Origin of the sequence: Paraburkholderia guartelaensis (assembly GCF_004353905.1) — a bacterium.
GTDB classification, from domain to species: Bacteria; Pseudomonadota; Gammaproteobacteria; order Burkholderiales; family Burkholderiaceae; genus Paraburkholderia; species Paraburkholderia guartelaensis.
On the sequence record NZ_SMOD01000011.1, the window covers coordinates 76153 to 99549 of the forward strand.

A 23397-nucleotide genomic window follows, 5' to 3' on the forward strand; every position below is an offset into this window, starting at 1 on the left:
CGTGCGTCTATGCGAATTCGCGCGCCAGGTTGCGCAGGTTTTGCGCGGGATCGGCGAGCATTTCGCGGGCGATGCGCGCGCGCTTGCCGATCAGCGCTTTGGCGCTGCGCATGTCGCGACCCTGATTCACGGTGATCGCGCCAACCAGCGCGCCTTCGTCGTCGAGGCCGAACAGCACGCAGGGCGGCGCTGCCAACGAGCCGCGTGTGAGCCATTCAGGCGCAGCCATGTCGCCCGCGAACTGGATGTTGAGCCCGCATTGATCGGTCCAGAACCAGTCGGTTTCGTGCGCGTCTTCTGCGACGCCGAGCATCGCGCGCACCGCTGTCTGCGCCTGGCGATTCGCGTTTTCCCACGTTTCGCGGCGCTGGTGGCGGCCGCTTGCTGCATTCCACTGGCTGGCGGCGTCGCCGGCCGCGTAGAGGTGCGCGTGCGAGGTGCGGCACTGTGCGTCGATCACGATGCCGTTATCGATTTGCAGATCTGCTGCGCGAGCGAGCGTGGTTTCGGGTTCGACGCCGATGCCGTAGATCACCGCGTCGCCGGCAATGCGCGTGCCGTTTTCGAGCGTCAGCACGAGTTCGCCGTTCTCGCGAGTGGCTGACGCGAGCGGCGAGCCCAGATGCAGCGTTACACCCCGCGCGCGATGCACATCGCACAGATGCTCGGTGAGCAGTGGTGGAGCGCAACGTGCCATCGCACGCGGCGCCTGTTCGATCACGGTGACTTCCGCGCCGAGATCGACCGCGCTCGAGGCGAGTTCGAGACCGATCACGCCCGCGCCCACCAGCAGCACGCGCTTGCCCGCTTGCAGCACGGGAATAAGGCGTTGCGCGTCCTCCAGCGTGCGCAGCGTGTAGACGTTCTCGCCCAGCGCGTCGAGCATCGGCAAGCGCCGCACGCGCGCGCCGGTGGCGAGCAGCAGTTCGTCGAAGGCAAGCGATTCGCCGTTCGCGAGCGTGACGATGCGCGCCTGCGCGTCGAGCGCGGTCACGGCCACGCCGAGCTTCAACTCGATGTTTTGCTCCGCGTAGTAGCCTTCGCCGTGAATCGCGCAGCGCGCGGTTTGCGGTTGCAGCAGCACGTCCTTCGAAAGCGGCGGCCGTTCATAAGGCGCGTGGGCTTCCTCGCCGATCAATACGACGCGGCCCGCATAGCCTTGCTGGCGCAATTCGGCGGCGGCGAGCGCGCCCGCCTGGCCCGCACCGACGATGACGATAGTCGAGGCGTTCATGATCCGTTTCCCGTTACAGATGCAGGCCGCCCGCCGCGTGACGGATGCCGCGAATGCCGAGGCCGGCGTCCGCATTGATCATCACGCCGCTCAGCACGCGGTTGTTCGCGCGCGAAGCGAGCATCACGTAGGGCCCTGTGAAATCCGCAGGCTGCGGGAAGAACTGCAGCGGCAGGATGCCCGCAATCGCTTCGGGCGAACGCGAATCCATAATGCGCAAGTCCTGCTGGCCGAGCGAAGCGGGGCCGCGCAAATCGCTCGCCATGCCGCAAGGGCCGACGCCGTTCACACGCACCTTGGGCGCGAGTTCATAGGCGAGCTGGCGGATGATGCCCACGGCCGCATGCTTGCTCGCCGTGTACAAGGGACCGCCGCCGCCCGGATAGAACGAAGAATTCGAGAGCGTGAAGATCATGCTGCCTTCGCTCGCGATGAGCGCGCGCGCAGCCGCTTTCGCGCCGAGCAGATAGCCCTTCACGTTGATCGAGAAAAGCTCGTCATAACCGCTTTCGAGTTGTGCAGGCGAGAGATCGACGAGGCTCGAAGCGTGATCCCAGATCGCTGCGTTGCCGATGAAGGTGTCGAGCTTGCCGAACGCCTCGACGGCGGCGCTCACGGCGCGCTCGTTGTCGGCGTACGAGGTCACGTCGCCCTGCACGGCGACGACGTTTTGCGCACCGAAGCGCACTTGCAGCGCTGCGACTTTCTCCGCCGAACGTTCGAGCACCGCCACGCGCGCGCCTTCTTCGAGAAAGCGTTCGACGAGTGCGAGGCCGAGTCCCGAGCCGCCGCCCGTGATCAGCGCAACTTCGTTATCGAGCCAGCCCATTACGCGGCCTCCGGAACGTCGACGAAAACCGCGCCGTCAACGAGTGTGACAGGGAACGTCTTGAGCGCTTCGGTCGCGGGCTGGCACAGGGCCGTGCCGGTCTTCAGACAGAAACGAGCGGCATGCAGCGGACATTCGACGGTGCCGTCGTCTTCGATATAGCCTTCGGACATCGAAGCATTGCCGTGCGAGCAGCGGTCGTTCAGCGCGAAGAGTTCGCCGTTCACCTTGAATACGGCGATCGCGGCGGACGGGCCGTCCACCTTGATCGCTTCGCCATCGGACAACGCGTCGTCCTGGCAGACAAAAATACGGGCCATGATCAGAAAAGCACACTCAGGTTATGGGAAGTGAGCACCGCCTGGTCCAGCGTGATCTCACGGTTGCACACCTGCCAGCCCTGCGCGCCCTCCACGCGGCGCACGCGGTCGAGGCGGCGGCCCACGTAGAACGTCTCGTCGCGTTCCTTCTGCGAGCGGTAGAGCGCGTAGTTCACCTGCACCTCGTATTCGCCGGGCGTTTCGGTGGTGAACGCTCGCAGGTTCGTCACGAGATGGCGCGTGCGCGAAGGCGGTTCTTCCGCCCACGCCATGCCGGTTTCGAGGCGCGCCACGCGGCGTTCGAGCTGGAAATGCGTGTCGTTGAAGATCCACGTGGTGGGCGGCTGCACGCCGCGCCGACGGTCGCGCGTTTGCGCGTTGACGGTCGTGCGCATGGTGTAGCGAATGTCCTTCGACATAAGGTCGAGCCACGCGCGAAAGCGCCAGCCGTCAAGCAGCGCCGCCTCGTCAAAGAGGAATTGCTCGATTTCGTGATGCAGTTCGAGACCCACGCGCGTGGGCGTGAAAACCGGTTCGGCGACTTCGCTCATTTGAGTACCTCCGCTTCATAGCGCGCGGTACGCTCGTTTACTTCGTCCCACGTTTCGGAAATCAGCAGGTCTGCCCAGCGCCGGTACATGCCGCGCGCAGCTGTCTCCGAGAAAATGTAGTTCGTCATGCCAGGTATGCCGTCTTCGCGCACGCGCTCGTTGCCCAGGCCCATTTCTAGGCACAGCTTCGTTTTGCGCGCGCGGCTGCCGCGCAGCACCTTCTGCACTTCGGCCCAGTTTTCCGAGTCGTCCTGTTCGAGAAAGCCTGCGGGCCCGAAGGCGCGCGTCGCGCTGCGCTCGAAGGCGGCTTTGACTTCATCGGACGCTGCCTTGTCGGCGATACAGAACGCCCACACTTCCACCTGATTCGGCCCGCGCGGGTGCCAGACGCGCAGCGTGGCCGTGCCGTTGAGCCAGGAAAGCGTCGGGAACATGTTGTTGTGGCCCGCGAGACGCATCGCGCGTACCTTGCCCAGGCGCGCTTCGGCTTCGGCATAGGTGTCGCGGAAATACTGCGAGACTTCGCCGTCCACCCACACGTTCGCGTCGGGCTGCTCGGTGAAGAAGAAGCCGCTGCCATGGCCCGCCTGGCCGTACTGCAGGGCGTCTTTCGCGGTCTCCCACACGGGGCGCGCGGTTTGACCCGCGCCCAGCGCCTTGTCCGCTGCGCCTTCCTTCGCGCCGAGCACTTCGATGGCGGACGCGTGCGTGAAGAGCGCGTGATACTGATCGCTCGCGAACTGCTCCGCCGGGAATTTCCAGTTGCAGTCGATCACCCACTTGTGCACGCCGCCCACGATCTCGGTCCCGCCTTCGCGGCGGTCGAGCACGCCGTCGAGATACCAGGCGATGTCGCCCATATACGTTTCGAGGTCGGGCGCGTTCGCGTCCCAGTTGCCGAACACGAGGCCCTTGTACACGGCCACGCGCGTGACTTCCTGCAAGCCCCATTTCTCCTTGCACAGGCCCTGCGGATAGGCGCGCGACTCGAGCGGCACGTCGATGAGCGCGCCGTCCACGCCGTACGACCAGCCGTGATACGGGCACGTGAATGCGCGCGTGTTGCCGCAATCGGCGTGGCTCACGCGCATCGAGCGATGGCGGCACTGATTGAGGAAGGCCTTGATCGAGCCGTCCTTCTGGCGCACCACGACGATGGGGTCTTCGCCCATGTAGGTATTGAAAAAGTCGCCGGCTTTCGGTATTTGACTAACGTGGGCGAGAAAGAGCCAACAGCGGCCGAAAATGCGCTCGAGTTCGAGCGCGTAAATGTCGGGGTCGGTATAGATCGACGACGTGACGCGGCCATTTTGCGCGTCGACGAGTGCATCGATGTCGATGATTGCGGACATGCGAGTCTCCTCCGTGGCAGCATTCTCCTTTTGGCGGAGAACGCAGACGGATGATCGTTGCTCGCTTTGCCGATGTGAAATATTTTGTTTGTTGCCACTAAGACTTCAAAACGATCAATCGAGCATGGAACTGAGACACCTGCGCTACTTCATTGCCGTTGCCGACGAGCTGAGCTTCACGCGCGCGGCGCAGCGCCTGCATACGGCGCAGCCCTCGCTGAGCCAGCAGATCCGCAATCTCGAAGACGAAGTGGGCACGCCACTCTTCGAGCGCACGCGCCGCAAGGTGGAATTGACCGACGCGGGCAAGGTGTTTCTCGCGGAGGCGCGCCTCGTGGTGGCGCAGGCCGACCGGGCGGTGGCGCGAGCGCGCCAGGTGGGGCAGGGGCGCGCGACGGTGACGATCGGTTTCGTGCCCGCAGCGGAGATCCGGGTTTTCCCGGTGATCTTGCCGCGTTTGCGTTTGCGCTTTCCCGAGGTGAATGTCGAGTTGCGCAGCCTGCCGACGGCCGAGCAGGAAGACGCGCTTTTGCGCGGCGATATCGACGTGGCATTCATGCGGCGGCCCGTTTTGTCGCCTGAATTGCGCAGCGAAGTCGTGCTCACCGAGCCGCTCGTGGTGGTGCTGCCAAGCGGCCATCCGCTCGCGAAGCAAGAGCGCATCGCACCGGCGCAACTGAGCGGCGAGCCGTTCATCAGCACGCATCCGCAGTTCTCGGGGCAGGTGCACAGCGTGGTCGAGGCGTATTGCGAGGCGCACGGAATCGAGCGCAAGGTGGCTCAGGTCGCGACCAATATTCTGCTCAATCTGAATCTCGTGGGGATGGGGCTCGGCTATGCGCTCCTGCCCGCGTATGTCTCGTCGCTCACGAGCAGTGCGATCTGCACGCGCCCGCTGGAAGGCGAGCCGCCTACCATCGACTTGCTGATGGTGTCGCGCAAAGAGCCGCATGCGGCGGAGCTCGAAGCCTTGTTCGAACTCGTGCGCGAGAACGAAGCTTAACGCTTCGTGGTTTCCTCCTGCGCCTCTAGCGCCGTCACCATTTCCTGCGCGGCGCGCTGCAACTCGGGCACGAAGCGGCGCACGGCCTCTGCCGGATTGATGGCCTGCTCCAGGTAGATCACGTTCAGGCTCGCGAGCACGCGCCCATGCGCCTCGATGGCCGTTGCGAGCGCACCGATTTTGCGCTGATCCGCCCAGTCGCCGTGGTTCGAACCGAAGCCGTCCGCGCGCGTCTGGCGCACGAGATTGCGGATATAGGCCTTGTCGCTGGCGAGCTTTTGCTGCTGCTCGCCGCCCGCCCCCGCGCGCAACAGTTCGAGAATGTCCTCGCGCTCGGCCTCGGGACACATCGCAAAGTACACGCGTCCGGCCGCCGTGAGCAGGATCGGCAGGCGGCGGCCCACCATCGCGCGGTGAAACGAAAGCGGGCTGAAGCGGTGCGTGGTCTCGCGTATCACCATGGAGTCGCCGTCGGGCGTCGTGAGGTCCGAAGGCCACACGGTGCGCTGGAGCATTTGCGCCATGATCGGCGGCGCGATGGTCGCGATCAGCTCGTCGTCGGTGAAGCCTTCGCTCAGGCCGCGCACGTTCATCGTCAGACGAAAGCTGTCGTCGGAAGCGCTGCGGCGCACGAACTTCTCCTCTACCAGGGTTTCCAGCAGGCGCCTAACCGTCGTGCGGTGCAGACCCGTTGCCTCACTCAGCTGCTGGCTCGTGGCGCGCCCGTTCTCCATGGCGTTGAGCGCCTGGAGCACCTGCAGGCCGCGCGCCAGTCCCCGCACGTTTGCATACTTCGTCATTGAAAATGCCTTAAAAATCAACTGTGTGCATTCTATGCACATTTCTCTAAAAATGTTGAGCGCGCATCGGGCGGAACCTAGACTCGCTTCCATTCACCGGACTGCGACAAAACGTCCAACCGGGTGATCCGTTTTCAGGCACCACCTGTCAGCATCCGCAGCGGCTCCATAAGCCGCGCGAGAAGGAGACACATGAACACCCCCCTCGCCCACGAGGCGGATACCGTCCGCCCTCGCCAGATTGCCACCGACGTCGCCATCATCGGCGCGGGTCCGGTCGGCCTCATGATCGCCAATATTCTCGGCCTGCAAGGCGTGCGTGTCACGCTCGTCGAGAAGCTCGACCAGATCATCGACTACCCGCGCGCAATTGGTTTGGATGACGAAGCATTGCGCGTGTTCCAGTCCATTGGTCTTGCCGATGCGCTGCTGCCGCACACCACGCCCGACCACTGGATGCGCTTCGTCACGAAAGACGGCCATTGCTTCGCCTCGATCGAGCCGCGCACCGACGAATTCGGCTGGCCGCGCCGCAACGCGTTCATTCAGCCGCTGGCTGACCGCGTGCTGTACGAAGGGCTCGCGCGCTTCGAGCACGTGGACGTGTTGTTCGGCCACGCGGTCAATGCATTCGAGCAGGACGCGCAGGGCGTGACGATCGACGTGAGCGACGCGAACGGCGAGCGCCGCACGATCCGTGCAGCGTACCTGGTGGGCGCGGACGGCGGCAACAGCTTCGTGCGCCGCGCGCTGAACGTGCCCTTCGAAGGCCGCACGAAGCCGAATCAATGGATCGTGGTGGACGTGCGCAACGACCCCATCGGCTCGCCGCATATCTACATGCATTGCGATCATCAGCGCCCGTATGTGTCGGCCGCGCTGCCGCACGGCATTCGCCGCTTCGAATTCATGGTGATGCCGGGCGAGACGGAAGAAGAACTCTCGAAGCCCGAGAACATGGCCGCGCTGATCCGCAAGGTGGTGGCGGACCCCGACAAGGTCGACTACATCCGCAAGCGTGTGTACACGCACAACGCGCGCCTCGCCGAAACGTTCCGCGTGGACCGCGTGCTGCTCGCGGGCGACGCTGCGCACATCATGCCGGTGTGGCAGGGTCAGGGCTACAACAGCGGCATTCGCGACGCGAACAACCTGGGCTGGAAGCTCGCGATGGTCGCGAAGGGCCAGGCCGATGGCCGCCTGCTCGACAGCTATACCGTGGAGCGCCGCGCGCACGCGCGCTCGATGATCCACCTCTCGGAAGTGGCGGGCGATATCTTCGCGCCCACCACGCGCTTTGGCGCGCGCTTTCGCGACACGTTCGTGCGCTACATGAACGTATTCCCTTCGGTGAAGCGCTACTTCGTGGAAATGCGCTTCAAGCCGATGCCGCGCTATGAAGCAGGCGTCGTGCTGCTGCCGCCGCCGCAAAAGACGGGCGGCTGGCTCGCAAGCTTGCTGGAGCGCTCGGGCAACTCGGCGCCGGGCCGCCTGCTTGGCCTGATGAGCCAGAAGCGCGACTCGCTGATCGGCCGCCTCGCGTATGGCCGCGATCCGCTCGCGGCGTCGCCCGTGGGCCGCATGTTCATCCAGCCGCGCGTGCGCCTGGCCGATGGCCGCGTGGTGCGCCTCGACGACGCGATCGGCAACGGCTTCGCGGTGCTCGCCTGGGGCGCGGACCCGACCTTCGGCCTCACGCCGCAAGCCCGCGCATTGTGGGAGCGCCTGGGCGCCCGCTTCATCTTCGCGAAGCCCGACGTGCAGCTCGAATACGCCGACGACGTGCCCGAGGGCGTACTCGCGCTCGGCGACGTGCAGGGCCGCCTGAAAGAGTGGTTCAGCCGTCTGCCCGAATCGGTCGTGCTGCTGCGCCCGGACCGCTTCGTCGCGGGCGTCTGCACGCCGCAACAGGTCTCGGACGCGATCGTCGAACTCGCGGGCAAGCTCGGCATGACCGAAGCCGCCTTGCATGGGGCGAGCGCCGCTGCCCCGCAGAACCGTCCCGTGCGCGGCGTGGCCGTTGCGCGCACCGCAGGAGCTTGAGCATGCCGATTCACCTCGAATGTCTGTCGCATACGCCGCTGCATGGCTATTTCGATCCGCTGCCTGACGTGGTGGCGGAAGTCGAACGTGTGGGCCGCGCTGCGCGCGAACGCGTGGAAGCCTTCAACCCGGACGTGATCGTCGCGTTCGCACCCGATCACTTCAACGGTTTTTTCTACGACGTGATGCCGCCGTTCTGCATCGGCGCGCGCACGGAAGCGATCGGCGATTTCAAGAGCATGGCCGGTACGCTGCCTGTGCCCGAAGCGCTTGCGCACAAGCTCGCCGAGAACGTGCTCGACGCCGATATCGACGTGGCGCTCTCGTACCGCATGCAGGTCGATCACGGCTGCGCGCAGGCGCTGGAAGTGCTCACGGGCGGTCTCGACCGTTACCCGGTGATTCCGGTGTTCATCAACTCCGTGGCGCCGCCCATGGCGACGCTGCGCCGCGCGCGTTTGCTCGGCGATGCGATTGGCCGCTTCTTCTCGCGCAGCGACAAGCGCGTGCTCGTGGTGGGTTCGGGCGGCATCTCGCACGAACCGCCGGTGCCGGAACTGTTCGGCGCGACGCCGGAAGTGGCCGAACGTTTGATCGCGGGCCGCAACCCCTCGGCGGATTCGCGCGCCGCACGTCAGGCGCGCACCGTGGCCGCGGCGAAATCGTTCACTGCGGGCGACAGCCATCTGCATCCGCTCAACCCCGAATGGGACCGCGCGTTCCTCGCGCGCCTGGCATCGGGCGAATTGACTTCCGTGGACGGCATGACGAACGCGGCCATCACGCGTGACGGCGGCAAGTCGGCGCACGAGATCCGCACGTGGGTCGCGGCATTCGGCGTGCTGGCCGCTTACGGCCCGTATCGCGCTTCGCTCGATTACTACCGCGAAATTCCCGAGTGGATTGCGGGTTTCGCCACCATGCACGCCACGCCCGACGCGGCTTGATAGAACAGTACGGACTCCGGAGAATCAACATGTCAGATTCGAAACTCGTCGCGGCGCTGGCCGCGCGCCTCTACGAAGCCGAAGCCTCGCGCAACGTGATCGAGCCGGTGCGCGGCGAGATTGCTATCGACGATATCGCCACTGCCTACGCCGTTCAGCAAGCCAACGTCGATCTGCGCGTGGCGACCGGCGAGCGCATCGTGGGCCGCAAGATCGGCCTCACGTCGCTTGCGGTGCAGAAGCAGCTAGGCGTCGATCAGCCTGACTTCGGCGCGCTGTTCGCGTCGATGGCGTACGGCGATGCGCAAGCGATCCCGCTCTCGCAACTGATCCAGCCGAAGGTCGAAGCGGAAATCGCGCTCGTGCTGGAGCACGACCTCACGTTCGAAAAGCACACCTTCGTCGACATCCTGCGCGCCAGCGCGTATGCGCTCGCAGCCATCGAGGTGGTGGACAGCCGCATCCAGAACTGGGACATCCGCTTCGTCGATACGGTGGCCGACAACGCCTCGAGCGCGCGCTTCGTGGTGGGCAGCCGCCCGGTGCCGCTTTCGCGGATCGACCTGACCGCCTGCGCCATGGAGCTCTCGCGCGACGGCGAAGTGCTCTCGCGCGGCAATGGCGCGGCGTGCCTGGGCAACCCGCTCAACGCCGCCGTGTGGCTCGCGGACCGCATGGTCCAGCTCGGCACGCCGCTGCGTGCGGGCGACGTGGTGCTCACGGGTGCACTCGGGCCCATGGTCGCCGTGAAGGAACCCGGCACGTACACCGCGCAGATCGAAGGCCTCGGCAGCGTTCGCGCGACTTTTTCCGCCTGATACAGGAATTCATATGGCTTCCGAAAAACTCAAGGTTGCGATCATCGGCTCCGGCAACATAGGCACGGATCTGATGATCAAGATCATGCGCAACAGCAAGCATCTGGAGATGGCGGCGATGGTCGGCATCGACCCGAACTCCGATGGTCTCGCGCGCGCCGCGCGGCTTGGCGTGGCGACCACGCATGAAGGCGTCGAAGGTCTTACGCGCCTGCCGGTGTTCAACGACATCGACTTCGTGTTCGACGCGACGTCCGCTGGCGCGCATGTGAAGAACGACGCGCTGCTGCGCACACTCAAGCCGTCGATCCGCGTGATCGACCTCACGCCCGCCGCCATCGGCCCGTACTGCGTGCCGGTCGTGAACCTCGACGCGCATATCGACGCGCCCAACGTCAACATGGTGACGTGCGGCGGCCAGGCCACGATTCCGATGGTTGCGGCCGTGTCGCGCGTCGCGAAGGTCCACTACGCGGAAATCGTCGCGTCGATCAGCAGCAAATCGGCGGGTCCCGGCACGCGCGCCAACATCGACGAGTTCACCGAAACGACATCGAAGGCGATCGAGGTGGTCGGCGGCGCAGCAAAGGGCAAGGCCATCATCGTGCTGAATCCGGCCGAGCCGCCGGTCATGATGCGCGACACGGTTTATACGCTTTCCGATCTGGCCGACCGCGAGAAGGTCGAGCAGTCCATCGAAGAGATGGTCGCGAAGGTGCACGCCTACGTGCCGGGCTATCGTCTGAAGCAGAAGGTGCAGTTCGACGAGATCCCCGCGAACGCGCCCCTGAATATTCCGGGCCTCGGCAAGTTCAGCGGCCTGAAGACCTCAGTGTTCCTCGAAGTGGAAGGCGCCGCGCACTATCTGCCCGCTTACGCAGGCAATCTCGACATCATGACTTCCGCCGCGCTCGCCACCGCCGAACGCATGGCGCAGACGCTTCTGAGCGTGGAGGGATAAGACCATGAGCAAGAAACTCTATATCTCCGACGTGACGCTGCGCGACGGCAGCCACGCCATTCGCCATCAGTACTCGATCCAGAACGTGCAGGACATCGCCCGCGCGCTGGACAAGGCCAAGGTGGACAGCATCGAAGTCGCGCACGGCGACGGCCTGCAAGGTTCGAGCTTCAACTACGGCTTCGGCGCGCACAGCGACCTGGAATGGATAGAGGCGGTGGCCGACGTCGTCACGCACGCGCAGATCGCCACGCTGCTCCTGCCCGGCATCGGCACGATTCACGACCTGAAGGCCGCGTACAACGCCGGCGCGCGCGTGGTGCGCATCGCCACGCACTGCACGGAAGCCGACATCTCGAAGCAGCACATCGAATACGCGCGCGAACTGGGCATGGACACCGTGGGCTTCCTGATGATGAGCCACATGACCACGCCGGAAAACCTCGCCATTGAAGCGAAGAAGATGGAAAGCTACGGCGCGACCTGCATTTACGTGGTCGATTCGGGCGGCGCGCTCACGATGAACGACGTGCGCGACCGCTTCCGCGCGGTGAAAGCCGTGCTCAAACCCGAAACGCAAACGGGCATGCACGCGCACCACAATCTCTCGCTGGGCGTGGCGAACTCGATCGTGGCGGTGGAAGAAGGCTGCGACCGCGTCGATGCGTCGCTCGCCGGTATGGGCGCGGGTGCCGGCAACGCGCCGCTCGAAGTGTTCATCGGCGCGGCGGAACGCATGGGCTGGAACCATGGCACCGACCTCTACACGCTGATGGACGCCGCCGACGACATCGTGCGCCCGCTGCAGGACCGCCCGGTTCGCGTGGACCGCGAAACGCTCGCACTCGGCTATGCGGGGGTGTATTCGAGCTTCCTGCGCCACTCGGAAGTGGCCGCGAAGAAGTACGACCTGAAGACGGTGGATATTCTCGTCGAACTGGGCAAGCGCCGGATGGTGGGCGGTCAGGAAGACATGATCGTCGACGTGGCGCTCGATCTGAAGAAGCGCCAGGAAGCATTGCAGTCCTGATCAAGCGCGCCGCGCATCGCCTTCGGGTGGTGCGCGGCGTTGCCACTTATAGCCGCCGGAAAGAGCGGCTCGCATATACATATGGAGACTTTTTATGACGTCGCGAAACAGTAGTGCTGGAGGAAGTGGAACGAGCAGCAAGGCAACCATCGCCCTGTGTCTGGCGATTGCGTTGCTCGAAGGGTTGGACCTGCAATCGGCGGGCGTAGCGGGGCCGCGCATGGCGAAGGAATTTCATCTCGCCGTTGCGCAAATGGGCTGGGCGTTCAGCGCGGGCGCGATCGGCCTGCTGCCGGGCGCGGCGCTGGGCGGGCGGCTTGCCGACCGCTTCGGCCGCAAGCGCGTGCTCATGTGGTCGGTGGCGCTGTTCGGGCTTTTCTCGCTCGCTACGACCATGGTGTGGAATTTCGAAAGCCTGCTCGTCGCGCGTCTGCTCACGGGTCTCGGTCTCGGTGCGGCCATGCCGAACCTGATCGCGCTGTGCTCGGAGGCGGCGGGTGAGCGGCAGCGCAGCACGGCCGTGGGCGCGATGTACTGCGGCATGCCGTTCGGCGCGGCGATTGCCGCCGTCATCGGCATGCTCGGCACGGGGGACGCAAGCTGGCGCCATGTGTTCTACGTCGGCGGTCTCGGCCCGATCGTGATGGTGCCGCTGCTCGGCGTGTTCCTGCGCGAGTCGCAGCAGTTCGTCGCCACGCAGGCTTCGAAGCTCGTGAAAGTGGGCGCGCCGAGCGTGACGCAAGCGCTCTGGCAAGAAGGCCGCGCACGTACCACGATTGCGCTGTGGATCAGCTATCTCGGCACGTTGATCGTGCTGTACTTCCTGATGAACTGGCTGCCCTCGATGGTGCTTGCACGCGGCCTCACGCGCGTGCAGTCGAATCTCGTGCTGATGCTGTTCAACATCGGCGGCGGCATCGGAGCCGTCGCGATCGCGACGATCATGGATCGCTTTGGCCGCCGCGGCACGGTGATCGGCATGTACATCGGCATCGTGGTGGCGCTCACGGTGCTCGCAAGCGCGGGCGGCGCAAGCTCGACGGCCGTGGGCGGCTTGCTGTGTGGCTTCTTTATCGTGGGCGGCCAGTCGGTGCTTTACGCACTCGCGGGCCATGCGTATCCCACGGAAGTGCGCGGCACGGGTGTGGGCGCGGCAGTGGCCGTGGGGCGTCTCGGTTCGATTCTCGGGCCGCTCGTGGCGGGCCAGCTGTTTGCACTCGGCCAGAGCCCGTCGATGCTGGTGGGCTCGAGCATTCCGCTCGTCGTGATCGCGGCGCTTGCCGCGCTCAGCGTAGTGGGTGCTTTCAGGCAGCGCAGCACGTTGGGCGCACAGGGCGCATGAATGTGAAGGGGAGAAGGCTCGCGCCTTTTCCCGCATGGGTTAATACGTTTTAAAGGATGGTCATCATGACGGATACGGCACAAGCAATCACCGAAGCCTCGACGAGCAAGTTCGCGCGCGTGAAGGACGGCGACGTCGAGTTCCAGATTCACTACAACGACGCAGGCGCTGGCGCCGAAACCGTCGTGATGCTGCACGGCTCGGGTCCGGGCGCGAGCGGCTGGGCCAACTTCAACCGCAACGTCGAACCGCTCGTCGCGGCCGGCTACCGCGTGATCCTGATGGACTGCCCGGGCTGGAGCAAGAGCGACCCGATCGTCTGCACGAGCTCGCGCTCGGACCTGAACGGCCGCGTGCTCAAGGGCCTGCTCGACGTGCTCGACATCGAGCGCGTGCATATTCTCGGCAATTCGATGGGCGGCCATAGCGCCGTTGCATTCGCACTGGCGAACCCGCAACGCGTGGGCAAGCTCGTGCTGATGGGCGGCGGCACGGGCGGCCCGAGCAGCTTCATGCCGATGCCCACCGAAGGCATCAAGCTGCTGCAAGGTCTCTATCGCGATCCGACGATCGAGAACCTCAAGCGCATGATGAACGTGTTCGTGTACGACGCGAGCGCGCTCACCGACGAGCTGATGCAAACGCGCCTCGACAACATGCTCGCGCGCCGCGACCACCTCGAAAACTTCGTGAAGAGCCTCGCCGCCTTCCCGAAGCAGTTCAGCGACTACGGCCCGCGCCTTGGGGAAATCGCCGCGCCCACGCTCGTGATCTGGGGACGCGACGACCGCTTCGTGCCGATGGATATCGGCTTGCGCCTGCTGGCAGGCATGCAGAACGCGCAACTGCACGTGTTCAACCGTTGCGGCCACTGGGCGCAATGGGAGCATGCGGAAGCCTTTAATCGCATGGTGATCGACTTCCTGAAGCACTAAACGGCGAAAGCACTGGCGGTAACGAAGCGGCGCACCTCACGGTGTGCCGCTTTTTTATTGGGGCGAGCGCATTGCGCCTGAAAAACCGGCTTTTGTGTGACGAAATCGCAAGTCAATGCAGCGTCAGCAAGTTTGCCTAAAGACAAACCCGCATTAGCGTAAAACGAAACGATTCGCCATTGACAAATTAAACCTGCCCCACCTATGATCGGCGTCACTGCCTGGAGAAGCGCGAACCACGCGTCCAGGCGAGCCGCGCAAGGCGCGCAAGACGCCGCGCATCAACGGTCTGCTTGGGCCCGCCCAGGTGAACCGGAGTCATGTTTGGAGACAGGCAGATGCCCCAATCGATTGCCCCGGACCGCCGGTCCGAAGCCGCGCGCGCGTACGCTACGCCCGCACAGAATTCCTCGCAGCAAGACGACGCGCTCTATCGGAAAGTCTCCGCGCGCGTCATTCCGTTCCTGTTCGTTTGCTACGTCGTCTCGTTCCTCGACCGCATCAACATCGGCTTCGCGCAGTTGCAGATGAAGCACGACCTGGGCTTCAGCGACGCGATGTACGGCCTCGGCGCCGCCGTGTTCTACGTCGGCTACGTGCTGTGCGAAGTGCCGAGCAACATGCTGCTTGCGCGCTTCGGCGCGCGCCGCACGTTCATGCGCATCATGCTGCTGTGGGGCATTGCCTCGACCAGCATGATGTTCGTGTCGAGCCCCACGCAGTTCTATGCGCTGCGCTTTTTGCTGGGCGTATTCGAGGCGGGCTTCTTTCCCGGCATCGTGCTCTATCTCACGTACTGGTATCCGGCGCGGCGCCGCGCGGCCGTGTTTTCGATCTTCTTCGCGGGCGTGGCGGTGGCGGGCGTGCTGGGCGGCCTCATCTCGGGCTGGATCATGCGCGACATGGCCGGCATGGCGGGATTCGCCGGCTGGCGCTGGATGTTCCTGATCGAAGGGCTGCCGGCCGTGCTGCTCGGCCTCATGGCTGCGTTCTGGCTCGTGGACGGCCCCGAGAAGGCGCGCTGGCTGACCGATGCAGAAAAGGCCCACCTCCTCGCGCAACGCGACAGCGAAGGCGATCACGCGCATTCCACGCGTTCGTTCGGGGCGGCGCTGCGCAACCCGCGCGTCTATCTGTTCGCGTTCATCTACTTCTCGCTGACCTGCGCCTCGCTCACGCTGAACTTCTGGATTCCGCTCATGATTCGCGACTTCGGCGTGCATGACGTGCTGGCGATCAGCCTCTACACCGTCATTCCGAATGCCGTCGGCGCGGTGGGCCTCATGTGGATCGCGCGCCGCTCGGACCGGCGCGGTGAACGGCGCTGGCATTTCGCGGCGTGCACGATAGGCGGCGGCATGGCGTTGGCGCTGCTCACGCTGCATCTCGCGAGCTTCGCCGCGATGATGGCGATTCTTTCGATCGCAGCGGTGCTGATCTTCGCCGCGTTGCCGATCTTCTGGGCGGTCCCTTCGGCGTATCTCTCGGGCAAGGCCGCGGCTGCGGGCATCGCGCTCATCAGCAGTATCGGCATTACGAGCGGCATCGTGAGCCCGTGGGCGATCGGGCTCATCAAGACGCACACGGGCAGCATGGATAACGCGCTCTATCTGCTCGCGGCGTTGCTGGTGGCGAGCGGCGCGGCGTTGGTGGCCGGTGTGCCGCCGGTGAAGGCCAGCCGCTGAGTGCACCTCACGCAGGCTTGAGCAGCGTGCGCCATTCCGGCAGTCTGCCCTTTTCATCAAGCGCCTGGACGAGCGGTGCAGCACGTTCGGCCAGCGCCTGCTGAACATTCGCGATGGCGTTGGCCAACTCGCTCGACATGCCGAGGCCGTCGAGCATGGCCGCCGCCTCGCGCATTTCCTCGGAGCGCCGCTGTCCGTGTTCGACCACGCGGCCGATCAGGTATGACTCATAGCCCGTGTCCCAACCCATGCCTGGGAAGCTTGCCGCAAGCGATGCGAGCACGCGGTCGTCCACGCCAAACTGCTTCGCGGCGAGCATCGATTGCACGCACATCGCTTCCATGCCTTTGATCATGATGCTGCGGCACAGCTTGATGGCGGAAGCGAGTCCCACTTCGGCGGCCACGGCTTGCGCGCGCATGCCGAGCGCGTTGAGGATTTCGGCGGTGCGCACGGCCGCGCGTCCGCCCAGCAGCATCGGCACGCGTATGCCTTGCGGCGGCACGGGCGCCATGACGGCGGCTTCCACGTAATCGGCACCCGCGCGCTCCACGGCCTGACTGTTGCGCTGCTTGACGGCGGGCGACACGGAGTTGAGGTCGATAAGCGTCTGGCCTGCCAGCAGATGCATCGCGCACGCGCTCGCCACGGCTTCGGCCTGGCTCGCCGTGACGGCGGAAAACACGAGTTGCGCGCCGTTGAGCGCAGAGGCGAGATCGTCGGCTGCGTGAGCGCCGCTTTCGCTTGCGCGTTTGAGGATCGTCTCGCGCGTGGCGCTTTCCTGCAGCTTGATGTCGAACGTCGAAACGTGCAGACCGGCATGCGCCAATGCCTGCGCAAAAATGGGTCCCACTTCGCCGAAGCCAATAATCGCAACGCGTGTGACCGGCTGCTGGTTTTGCTGTTCCATGTTTGAATCGCTCTCGATGACGTTGATGAAGAGACAAGCGCGCCAGGCTCACACGCGAGGTTCGCTCGCCTGAACCGGCGGCGACTCGACTGGGGTCGTGAGACGCCGGTTCATGTGGGCGTCGAACTTCTGCTTGTCAAACATTCTTTCCCATTTCGACAGAACGAGCACGGCCACCGAATTGCCGATCACATTGGTCGTGGAAGTCGCAATGGCGAGAACCCGGTCGATGCCGAATAGCAGGCCCACGCCCGCAAGCGGCAGCGCGCGCGAGGTCTGGATCGTGGCCGCGAGCTTGACGAGTGCGCCGCCCGCCGCGCCCGCACCGCCCTTGGACGTGAGCATCATCACCGCGAGCAGCGCGAGTTGTTGCGAGAGGCTCAAAGGCGTATCGGTCGCCTGCGCGATGAAGCCGACGCCGCAGGCCATGTAGAGGCATGCGCCGTCGATGTTGAAGCTATAGCCCGCCGGCAGGACGAATCCCACCACGACCTCGTCGCAGCCCGCCTGTTCGAGCTTGCTGACGAGCCGCGGAAACGCGACTTCGCTGGCGGCCGTCCCCATCGCGAGAATCGCTTCTTCCTTGATCAGCGAAAGGATCCTGAAGATCGAGAATCCGGCCAGGCCGGCCACGACACCGAGCACGATGAATACGAAGCACAGCGTGCTGGCGTAATAGGTGAGCACGTAGCGCAGCAGGAACAGCAGCGTGACGCTGCCGTAACTGCCCACAGCCGCGGCCATTGCGCCGAACGCGCCCAGCGGCGAGAGCCGCATGATGAAGCCGAGCATCTTGAAGACGACCGTTTGCGCTTCCTCGATCAAGCGGAATATGACCCAGTCGGGTTTCGCGCAGGTGGCGAGCGCAAAGCCCGCGAGCAGCGAAACGAACAGCACAGGAAGAATATCGCCGCTGACGAACGCCGAAACGAGCGTATGCGGAATGATGGAGGTGAGAAAGTGCGTGAACGAGAAGTCGCCGCTCGTGCCCGCCTTGATCGCCGCGGCAGCGCCTTCACCGGCGCTCATCGAGCGCGCATGGAGCCCGTCGCCGGGCCGCACGATATTGACGACCGCAAAGCCGGTCAGCATGGCAAGCGTGCTGACCACTTCGAAATAGAGCAGCGTCTTCACGCCGAGCCGTCCAAGGCGCTTGAAGTCCTTGATGTGCCCAACGCCATGCACGACCGTGCAGAAGATGATGGGCCCGAGCATCATCTTGAGCAGCGCAATGAAGCTCTCGCCCAGTGGCCTCATTTTCACGGCCTCGTGCGGCGCGAGCAGGCCGAACGCGATGGCGAGCGCGATAGCAATCAGAACCTGGATGTACAGCTTGCGCAACAGCCTCACTGTCTCCTCCGTTGTGATTATTCATACGGAATTATGGAGGGGGAGGCTGACATTCAGGCCTTGCGAAACGCTAAATAAGCCATCTGTTTTTCTTATCGACGCGATCGAACGAGAGGGGCGGATAGGCAGCAAATCTCATTCCGCGTCCCCTTGCGGACGCAACCTTGACGTCACGGCTGCCCCGCAAGCTCCTCCAGCAGCCAGTCGCGAAACGCAACCAGCACCGGATGGCGCTGAACCCGCTCCGGGTACACGAGGTAATACGAGCGCGAGCTTGGTACCGCTTCGAACGGGCTGAGAAGCCGGTTTTCCTTCAATTCGTCTTCCACCAGCATGCGCGGCACGAGGCCTACGCCGATACCGGCCACGACTGCCTGGATCAAATGCGAGGTCAGCTCGAAACTCGGGCCCGGACGCAGCGCGTCGTGAGGCAAACCGAAGTGCGCGCACCATTCGCGCCATGCGTCGGGAAAGCTGCGCACGCGCAGCAGCGTGAGCCCTTCGAGGGTTTCGATGGTCGGTGCAGCGGCCTTTCGCCTCGATTTTCGCGCGAAGGGCAACGCGGCAGGGTTGCCGACCAGCACCAGCTCTTCCGCGTAGAGCCTGTGTGCCGTCACACCCGGCCAGCGGCCGTCGCCCACCACGATGGCAGCGTCGAGGTCCTGGGTCGAAAAGTCGGTGGCGTCGATGCGCGAGTCGAGATCGATCTGCAAATCGGGGTGCGCCTGATAGAAGCGGTGCAGGCGTGGCAGCAGCCATTTGGCGCCGAACGTCGGCAGCGTCGCGACGCGCAGCTGCGTTTTTGGCGCGTTCGACGTGAGGGCCTGCAGCGTCGCGCTGCGGATCAGCGTGAGCGCATGAGAGATCTCGGCCATATAGGCCCGGCCGATATCCGTCGGGATGATGCGCTTGCCCTCGCGCGTGAAGAGCGCAAGATCGAGCATCGCTTCGAGCGCCTGAACCTGGCGGCTCACGGCGCTCTGCGTGAGCGACAGCTCCTCGGCCGCACGCGTGAAGCTCTCATGCCGCGCGGATGCCTCGAACGCGAGCAGCAGCGACATGGAAGGCGTGAGCTTGCGGAAATTCATTCATAAACCTCATGATCAACCCAACGAATATACGTTTGCCCGGTGCCGGCCGGGAACGCGACAATGCCCTGCCAGAAAGGGAATAGTGCACCCACGGCGAGACTTCGAGAACGATATGACAATTGGCCCGCTTGCCATCGGCGAATTCAGAAACCCGCTGATCCGTCAATTTTTGCATGAATTGGAGGTGTCGGGTTTCGAAGGCGAGGTGGACGCGACTCACGCGACGCGCACGGTACTGGCCACCGACAATTCGATTTACCAGCGCTACCCGCAAGCAGCAGTGTTTCCACGCCACGCGCAGGACGTCGCACGCATCGCAAGCTTGCTCGGGCGCGAGGCGTTTCGCGGCGTGGCGGTCGCGGCGCGCGGCGGCGGCACGGGCACGAACGGGCAGTCGCTGACCGAAGGCATCGTGGTCGACATGTCGCGCCATATGAACCGGATCCTCGAAATCGATCCGGTTGCGCGCACGGCCAGAGTGGAGGCCGGTGTCGTCAAGGACCAGCTCAATGCCGCACTGAAGCGGCACGGGCTCTTTTTCGCGCCGGAACTGTCGACGTCGAACCGCGCGACCATCGGCGGCATGATCAGCACGGATGCGAGCGGGCAGGGTAGTTGCACCTACGGGAAAACGCGTGACCACGTGCTCGCGCTGGAAACGGTCCTGGTCGGCGGTGAGCGCCTGTCGAGCGCGCCGGTCGACGATGCCGCGCTCATGGCGCTCTGCGCGCGCGAGGACAAGGTTGGCGAAGTCTTCCGCACCGCGCGCGACATCAGCGAGCGCGAAGCCGGCCTGATCCGCGAGCGCTTCCCCAAGCTGAACCGCTGCCTGACCGGTTACGACCTCGCGCATTTGCGTGACGGCGAGGGGCGCTTCGACATCAACAGCGTGCTGTGCGGCTCGGAAGGCACGCTCGGCTTTATCGTCGAGGCGACGCTGAACGTGCTGCCGGTTCCGAAGCACGCCGCACTCGTCAATGTCCGCTACGAGAGTTTCATGGACGCCTTGCGCGACGCGCGCGCGTTGATGGCCCATCGTCCGCTCTCGATCGAAACCGTGGACTCCACGGTGCTGCGGCTGGCACGCGAGGATAGCGTCTGGCAAAGCGTGGCCGAATATTTCCCCGACGACGAAGGGATTGAAGGCGGTGCGAGCGGCATCAACATGGTCGAATTCAGCGGCGACGATACGGACGAATTGCGCGCACGCGTGGCCGCGTTCGCCGAGCACCTTGGCGCCGACGTGAGCGTCAAACGCCTGGGACATACGATCGCCGACGGCGAGGCGGCGATCCATCGCGTCTATGCGATGCGCAAGCGTGCGGTGGGCCTGCTGGGCAACGCACGCGGTGCGAGCCGCCCGCAGCCCTTCGTGGAAGACACGGCCGTGCCCCCCGAAAATCTCGCCGACTATATTGCGGAGTTTCGGGCGCTGCTAGACGGCTTTGGCTTGCGCTACGGCATGTTTGGCCATGTCGATGCCGGCGTGCTCCATGTGCGCCCCGCGCTCGACATGCGCAATCCGGACGAGGCCGCGCTTGTGCGTCCCATTTCGGATGCCGTGACCGCCTTGACGATGAAGTATGGCGGCCTGCTGTGGGGCGAGCATGGCAAGGGCGTGCGCTCGGAGTACGTGCCGGAGTATTTCGGGCCTTTGTATCCCGCCCTGCAGCGTCTCAAGGCGGCATTCGATGCGCACAATCAGCTCAATCCCGGCAAGATTGCCACGCCGGCGGGGGCGAGTGCGGCGCTGTTGAAGATCGACGCGACGACGCTGCGCGGCGAACTGGACCGGCGCATCGATGAGCGTGTCTGGCAGGCCAATGCCGACGCCGTTCACTGCAACGGCAACGGTGCCTGCTACAACTTCGACCCGAACGACGCGATGTGTCCGTCGTGGAAAGCCACGCGCGAGCGCGTGCATTCGCCGAAGGGCCGAGCTTCGCTGATGCGCGAATGGCTACGTCTGCAGCAGGATGCCTGCGCGGATCTCACGGCTGCGCCAACCACGGCGGCATTGCCGGTGCGCATGTTCAATAGCGTGCGCAAGCGCCAGGGCGAGCAAGACTTCTCGCATGAGGTGTATGACGCCATGGCGGGTTGCCTCTCGTGCAAGTCATGCGTGGGGCAGTGCCCCGTGAAAGTGAGCGTGCCCGAGTTTCGCGCACGCTTTCTGGAGCTGTATCACACGCGCTATTTGCGTCCGCTGCGCGACTATTTGATCGGCGCGCTTGAATTTACGGTGCCGCGCGTAGCGGCGGTGCCTGGAGCGAAAAGCGTCTACAACGCGGTGATGGGCGCGGGTCCAGTCAAATCGCTGCTTGCGCGCGGTCTTGGCCTTGTCGATAGCCCGTTGTTGAGCCGTGTGTCATGGCGCGGTGTGCTGCGCCGCTCGGGAGCAGAGATCGCAACGCCCGAACGCCTCTCGATGCTGAGCATTGCCGAGCGCCGGCGCAGCGTGATCGTGGTGCAGGACGCGTTCACGCGTTACTTTGAAACGCCGGTTGCCGCCGCATTCCTGGAACTCGCCGGGAAGCTAGGGTTCAAGGTATTCGTCGCGCCTTATCTGCCCAACGGCAAGCCACTGCATGTGCAGGGGTTCCTGCCGCAGTTTCGCCGCGCGGCGCGTCGCAATGCGGCGCAACTGACCGCGCTTGCCAGATCGGGTGTGCCGCTGGTCGGCATCGATCCGGCCATGACGCTCGTCTACCGCCAGGAGTATCGCAAGGTGGACGGCATCGAAACCGTACCCGACGTTCAGTTGCCGCAGGAATGGCTGATCGGCGCATTACGCTCGCGCGCCACGACGCCGCGTGCGTCCGGCTCGTTCAGGCTGCTGCCGCATTGCACCGAGCGCACCAACGCGAGTACCGCCGCGCTCTTGTGGAAAGACGTATTCGCGGCGGCCGGCCTCGCGCTCGCGACGCCGGCCAGCGGTTGCTGCGGCATGTCGGGCACCTACGGCCACGAGGCGCGCAATCGCGCGACCTCGGAAACGATCTTCGAGCAATCGTGGGCGCGGCATGTCGATGCGGCATCGACTTCGACGCAAGGGGCGGAAGAATTGCTCGCCACGGGTTATTCATGCCGCTGCCAGGTGAAGCGCTTGCGCGGCCGCCAGCTGCGCCATCCCATTCAGGCGCTGCTGGACGCCATGCGCTGACCGGGATCAGTAGTTCCAACGGTCCCGGTCATGCCATTCGCGTTCGCGCCACTGCCGCTCGCGCCATTCATGCTCACGGCGTTCGTGCTCGCGCCATTCGTGTTCCCGCCAACGCCGCGCGCGCCAGTCGTCGTCGCCTCGCCAGTCGGTCTGGACGGGGGCCGGCGCGTAGGCCGCGCCTGGCACGCCAACGCCCACGGCCACATCCACTTGGGCCAATGCAGCGGTCGAAGCCGCCAACGCCGTTGCGCCCAGGACCAGGCCGAGAATCGTCCTCTTCATATCGCAACTCCTTCGCACGCTGCGTGCGTTTTTTGATGAGCACGGTTCCGAGTGTAGGTGCGGCCTTCGGACACAGGTGCAACGGTGGTGCGAGATTGGTAACAACGAGTTATGCGCATGCTGAACGTTGCCGCCGTGAAAGTCGCACGGTGAATTGCTCAGTAGAACGATTGATTGCTCGTGATGGATCGTGCTGGCGAGGTCGAGGACTTCGTCAGCAGCGGCTGCCCCTACTCTGACCCCTGGAGCGAGATGGCGCGGGCGTTTGCCATTGGCGGAATCCGGGTACACTCGAAGTCGAACCGCGGGTCGAGTGCTACCTGTGTCGCGCCCGCTCTCCAGCCAGCTTTTTGCGCCGATGCCAAAACGAATCTTGCTAGTCGATGACAACCGCGAAGTCGCAGATGCGCTCGCGGCGCTCGTCGAGTTCGAAGGCCATCAAGTCCGATGCGCCGCCGATGGACAAGAGGCCCTGCTCGTCGCCGGGTCGTTCCTTCCCGAGCTTGCCTTCCTGGACTGGAAGCTGCCGGACATGAACGGCGGGGAACTGGTGGGCCAGCTTCGCCTCAACCCCGCGCTGTCGACTACCCGGTACGTTTTGCTATCCGGACAGGCCGACCCGGATATTGCCGCCAGGGCGGCGGCAGCCGGTTTCGACAAATGTCTGACGAAACCCGTGCGGCTCGAAGACCTGCTGGCTTGCCTGTGACACCGCTCTGACCGGCTGCCGCTTCGGCGCCGGTGCCCCTCC

At 64.7% G+C, this 23397-nt stretch carries 21 protein-coding genes; 11 read left to right on the forward strand and 10 right to left on the reverse strand.

Going from position 1 to position 23397, the window contains the following annotated elements:
- Positions 1–7: 7 nt before the first annotated feature.
- The 5 genes from hcaD to hcaE are packed head-to-tail and all read right to left on the reverse strand — an operon-like array spanning position 8 to position 4286.
- Positions 8–1234: a 3-phenylpropionate/cinnamic acid dioxygenase ferredoxin--NAD(+) reductase subunit gene (gene hcaD, locus E1N52_RS16315; protein WP_205965620.1), complete on the reverse strand. Its 1227-nt coding sequence runs from the start codon at positions 1232–1234 to the stop codon at positions 8–10.
- A 13-nt stretch (positions 1235–1247) separates the two neighbouring features.
- Entirely contained in the window at positions 1248–2063 is an 816-nt protein-coding gene (gene hcaB, locus E1N52_RS16320; protein ID WP_133183788.1) for a 3-phenylpropionate-dihydrodiol/cinnamic acid-dihydrodiol dehydrogenase, read from the reverse strand.
- Positions 2063–2383, reverse strand: a complete 321-nt coding sequence (gene hcaC, locus E1N52_RS16325; RefSeq protein WP_133183789.1) for a 3-phenylpropionate/cinnamic acid dioxygenase ferredoxin subunit — start codon at positions 2381–2383, stop codon at positions 2063–2065. Before hcaC ends, hcaB begins: the two co-directional genes overlap by 1 nt.
- A 2-nt stretch (positions 2384–2385) precedes the next feature.
- A complete protein-coding gene (gene hcaF, locus E1N52_RS16330; protein ID WP_133183790.1) occupies positions 2386–2934 on the reverse strand; it encodes a 3-phenylpropionate/cinnamic acid dioxygenase subunit beta in 549 nt (182 codons plus the stop codon).
- A complete protein-coding gene (gene hcaE, locus E1N52_RS16335) occupies positions 2931–4286 on the reverse strand; it encodes a 3-phenylpropionate/cinnamic acid dioxygenase subunit alpha (protein WP_133183791.1) in 1356 nt (451 codons plus the stop codon). Before hcaE ends, hcaF begins: the two co-directional genes overlap by 4 nt.
- A 124-nt stretch (positions 4287–4410) precedes the next feature.
- On the opposite strand from hcaE, the gene hcaR reads away from it, so the two are divergent.
- Positions 4411–5289, forward strand: a complete 879-nt coding sequence (gene hcaR, locus E1N52_RS16340) for a DNA-binding transcriptional regulator HcaR (protein ID WP_133183792.1) — start codon at positions 4411–4413, stop codon at positions 5287–5289.
- Here hcaR and E1N52_RS16345 read toward each other — a convergent pair.
- Positions 5286–6089, reverse strand: coding sequence for a DNA-binding transcriptional regulator (locus tag E1N52_RS16345; RefSeq protein ID WP_133183793.1), 804 nt, complete (start codon positions 6087–6089; stop codon positions 5286–5288). The genes hcaR and E1N52_RS16345 overlap by 4 nt on opposite strands.
- Before the next feature lie 192 nt (positions 6090–6281).
- On the opposite strand from E1N52_RS16345, the gene E1N52_RS16350 reads away from it, so the two are divergent.
- The 8 genes from E1N52_RS16350 (at position 6282) to E1N52_RS16385 (ending at position 15850) form a co-directional block, all read left to right on the forward strand.
- Positions 6282–8132, forward strand: coding sequence for a bifunctional 3-(3-hydroxy-phenyl)propionate/3-hydroxycinnamic acid hydroxylase (locus E1N52_RS16350; RefSeq protein WP_133183794.1), 1851 nt, complete (start codon positions 6282–6284; stop codon positions 8130–8132).
- Positions 8133–8134: 2 nt separating this feature from the next.
- Positions 8135–9079, forward strand: coding sequence for a 3-carboxyethylcatechol 2,3-dioxygenase (locus tag E1N52_RS16355; RefSeq protein WP_133183795.1), 945 nt, complete (start codon positions 8135–8137; stop codon positions 9077–9079).
- Positions 9080–9108: 29 nt separating this feature from the next.
- A complete protein-coding gene (gene mhpD, locus E1N52_RS16360; protein WP_133183796.1) occupies positions 9109–9897 on the forward strand; it encodes a 2-keto-4-pentenoate hydratase in 789 nt (262 codons plus the stop codon).
- Positions 9898–9910: 13 nt separating this feature from the next.
- Entirely contained in the window at positions 9911–10858 is a 948-nt protein-coding gene (locus E1N52_RS16365; RefSeq protein WP_133183797.1) for an acetaldehyde dehydrogenase (acetylating), read from the forward strand.
- A 4-nt stretch (positions 10859–10862) separates the two neighbouring features.
- Positions 10863–11888 carry a 4-hydroxy-2-oxovalerate aldolase gene (gene dmpG, locus E1N52_RS16370; RefSeq protein ID WP_133183798.1) on the forward strand — a complete coding sequence of 342 codons (1026 nt, stop codon included), beginning with the start codon at positions 10863–10865 and terminating at the stop codon, positions 11886–11888.
- Positions 11889–11982: 94 nt separating this feature from the next.
- Positions 11983–13230 carry a 3-(3-hydroxy-phenyl)propionate transporter MhpT gene (mhpT, locus tag E1N52_RS16375; RefSeq protein WP_133183799.1) on the forward strand — a complete coding sequence of 416 codons (1248 nt, stop codon included), beginning with the start codon at positions 11983–11985 and terminating at the stop codon, positions 13228–13230.
- Between the two features lie 65 nt (positions 13231–13295).
- Positions 13296–14165, forward strand: coding sequence for an alpha/beta fold hydrolase (locus tag E1N52_RS16380; protein WP_133183800.1), 870 nt, complete (start codon positions 13296–13298; stop codon positions 14163–14165).
- Positions 14166–14503: 338 nt separating this feature from the next.
- Positions 14504–15850, forward strand: a complete 1347-nt coding sequence (locus E1N52_RS16385) for an MFS transporter (RefSeq protein ID WP_133183801.1) — start codon at positions 14504–14506, stop codon at positions 15848–15850.
- Between the two features lie 7 nt (positions 15851–15857).
- On the opposite strand, the gene E1N52_RS16390 is transcribed toward E1N52_RS16385, so the two are convergent.
- From E1N52_RS16390 to E1N52_RS16400, 3 genes are all read right to left on the reverse strand, one after another.
- Positions 15858–16760: an NAD(P)-dependent oxidoreductase gene (locus tag E1N52_RS16390; RefSeq protein WP_133183802.1), complete on the reverse strand. Its 903-nt coding sequence runs from the start codon at positions 16758–16760 to the stop codon at positions 15858–15860.
- 48 nt (positions 16761–16808) lie between these two features.
- The gene (locus tag E1N52_RS16395) at positions 16809–18110 is read right to left on the reverse strand and encodes a cation:dicarboxylate symporter family transporter (RefSeq protein ID WP_133183803.1); all 1302 of its coding nucleotides are present in this window, start codon (positions 18108–18110) and stop codon (positions 16809–16811) included.
- Positions 18111–18280: 170 nt separating this feature from the next.
- Positions 18281–19198: a LysR substrate-binding domain-containing protein gene (locus E1N52_RS16400; RefSeq protein ID WP_133183804.1), complete on the reverse strand. Its 918-nt coding sequence runs from the start codon at positions 19196–19198 to the stop codon at positions 18281–18283.
- 115 nt (positions 19199–19313) lie between these two features.
- Here E1N52_RS16400 and ydiJ point away from each other — a divergent pair, with 115 nt between their 5' ends.
- Entirely contained in the window at positions 19314–22364 is a 3051-nt protein-coding gene (ydiJ, locus tag E1N52_RS16405; RefSeq protein WP_133183805.1) for a D-2-hydroxyglutarate dehydrogenase YdiJ, read from the forward strand.
- A gap of 6 nt (positions 22365–22370) precedes the next feature.
- Here ydiJ and E1N52_RS16410 read toward each other — a convergent pair whose 3' ends face one another.
- On the reverse strand, positions 22371–22646 hold the full coding sequence (locus E1N52_RS16410; RefSeq protein WP_133183806.1) for a hypothetical protein: 276 nt from the start codon (positions 22644–22646) through the stop codon (positions 22371–22373).
- A gap of 322 nt (positions 22647–22968) precedes the next feature.
- Between E1N52_RS16410 and E1N52_RS16415 the strand changes: the two genes are divergently transcribed.
- Positions 22969–23355 carry a response regulator gene (locus E1N52_RS16415; RefSeq protein ID WP_133183807.1) on the forward strand — a complete coding sequence of 129 codons (387 nt, stop codon included), beginning with the start codon at positions 22969–22971 and terminating at the stop codon, positions 23353–23355.
- The last annotated feature ends 42 nt before the right edge of the window (positions 23356–23397 follow it).

Bases quoted from the DNA above. Each gene is read 5' to 3' on its own strand.
- hcaD (WP_205965620.1), bottom strand. From the start codon at position 1,234: ATGAACGCCTCGACTATCGTCATCGTCGGTGCGGGCCAGGCGGGCGCG.
- hcaB (WP_133183788.1), bottom strand. From the start codon at position 2,063: ATGGGCTGGCTCGATAACGAAGTTGCGCTGATCACGGGCGGCGGCTCG.
- hcaC (WP_133183789.1), bottom strand. From the start codon at position 2,383: ATGGCCCGTATTTTTGTCTGCCAGGACGACGCGTTGTCCGATGGCGAA.
- hcaF (WP_133183790.1), bottom strand. From the start codon at position 2,934: ATGAGCGAAGTCGCCGAACCGGTTTTCACGCCCACGCGCGTGGGTCTC.
- hcaE (WP_133183791.1), bottom strand. From the start codon at position 4,286: ATGTCCGCAATCATCGACATCGATGCACTCGTCGACGCGCAAAATGGC.
- hcaR (WP_133183792.1), top strand. From the start codon at position 4,411: ATGGAACTGAGACACCTGCGCTACTTCATTGCCGTTGCCGACGAGCTG.
- E1N52_RS16345 (WP_133183793.1), bottom strand. From the start codon at position 6,089: ATGACGAAGTATGCAAACGTGCGGGGACTGGCGCGCGGCCTGCAGGTG.
- E1N52_RS16350 (WP_133183794.1), top strand. From the start codon at position 6,282: ATGAACACCCCCCTCGCCCACGAGGCGGATACCGTCCGCCCTCGCCAG.
- E1N52_RS16355 (WP_133183795.1), top strand. From the start codon at position 8,135: ATGCCGATTCACCTCGAATGTCTGTCGCATACGCCGCTGCATGGCTAT.
- mhpD (WP_133183796.1), top strand. From the start codon at position 9,109: ATGTCAGATTCGAAACTCGTCGCGGCGCTGGCCGCGCGCCTCTACGAA.
- E1N52_RS16365 (WP_133183797.1), top strand. From the start codon at position 9,911: ATGGCTTCCGAAAAACTCAAGGTTGCGATCATCGGCTCCGGCAACATA.
- dmpG (WP_133183798.1), top strand. From the start codon at position 10,863: ATGAGCAAGAAACTCTATATCTCCGACGTGACGCTGCGCGACGGCAGC.
- mhpT (WP_133183799.1), top strand. From the start codon at position 11,983: ATGACGTCGCGAAACAGTAGTGCTGGAGGAAGTGGAACGAGCAGCAAG.
- E1N52_RS16380 (WP_133183800.1), top strand. From the start codon at position 13,296: ATGACGGATACGGCACAAGCAATCACCGAAGCCTCGACGAGCAAGTTC.
- E1N52_RS16385 (WP_133183801.1), top strand. From the start codon at position 14,504: ATGCCCCAATCGATTGCCCCGGACCGCCGGTCCGAAGCCGCGCGCGCG.
- E1N52_RS16390 (WP_133183802.1), bottom strand. From the start codon at position 16,760: ATGGAACAGCAAAACCAGCAGCCGGTCACACGCGTTGCGATTATTGGC.
- E1N52_RS16400 (WP_133183804.1), bottom strand. From the start codon at position 19,198: ATGAATTTCCGCAAGCTCACGCCTTCCATGTCGCTGCTGCTCGCGTTC.
- ydiJ (WP_133183805.1), top strand. From the start codon at position 19,314: ATGACAATTGGCCCGCTTGCCATCGGCGAATTCAGAAACCCGCTGATC.
- E1N52_RS16410 (WP_133183806.1), bottom strand. From the start codon at position 22,646: ATGAAGAGGACGATTCTCGGCCTGGTCCTGGGCGCAACGGCGTTGGCG.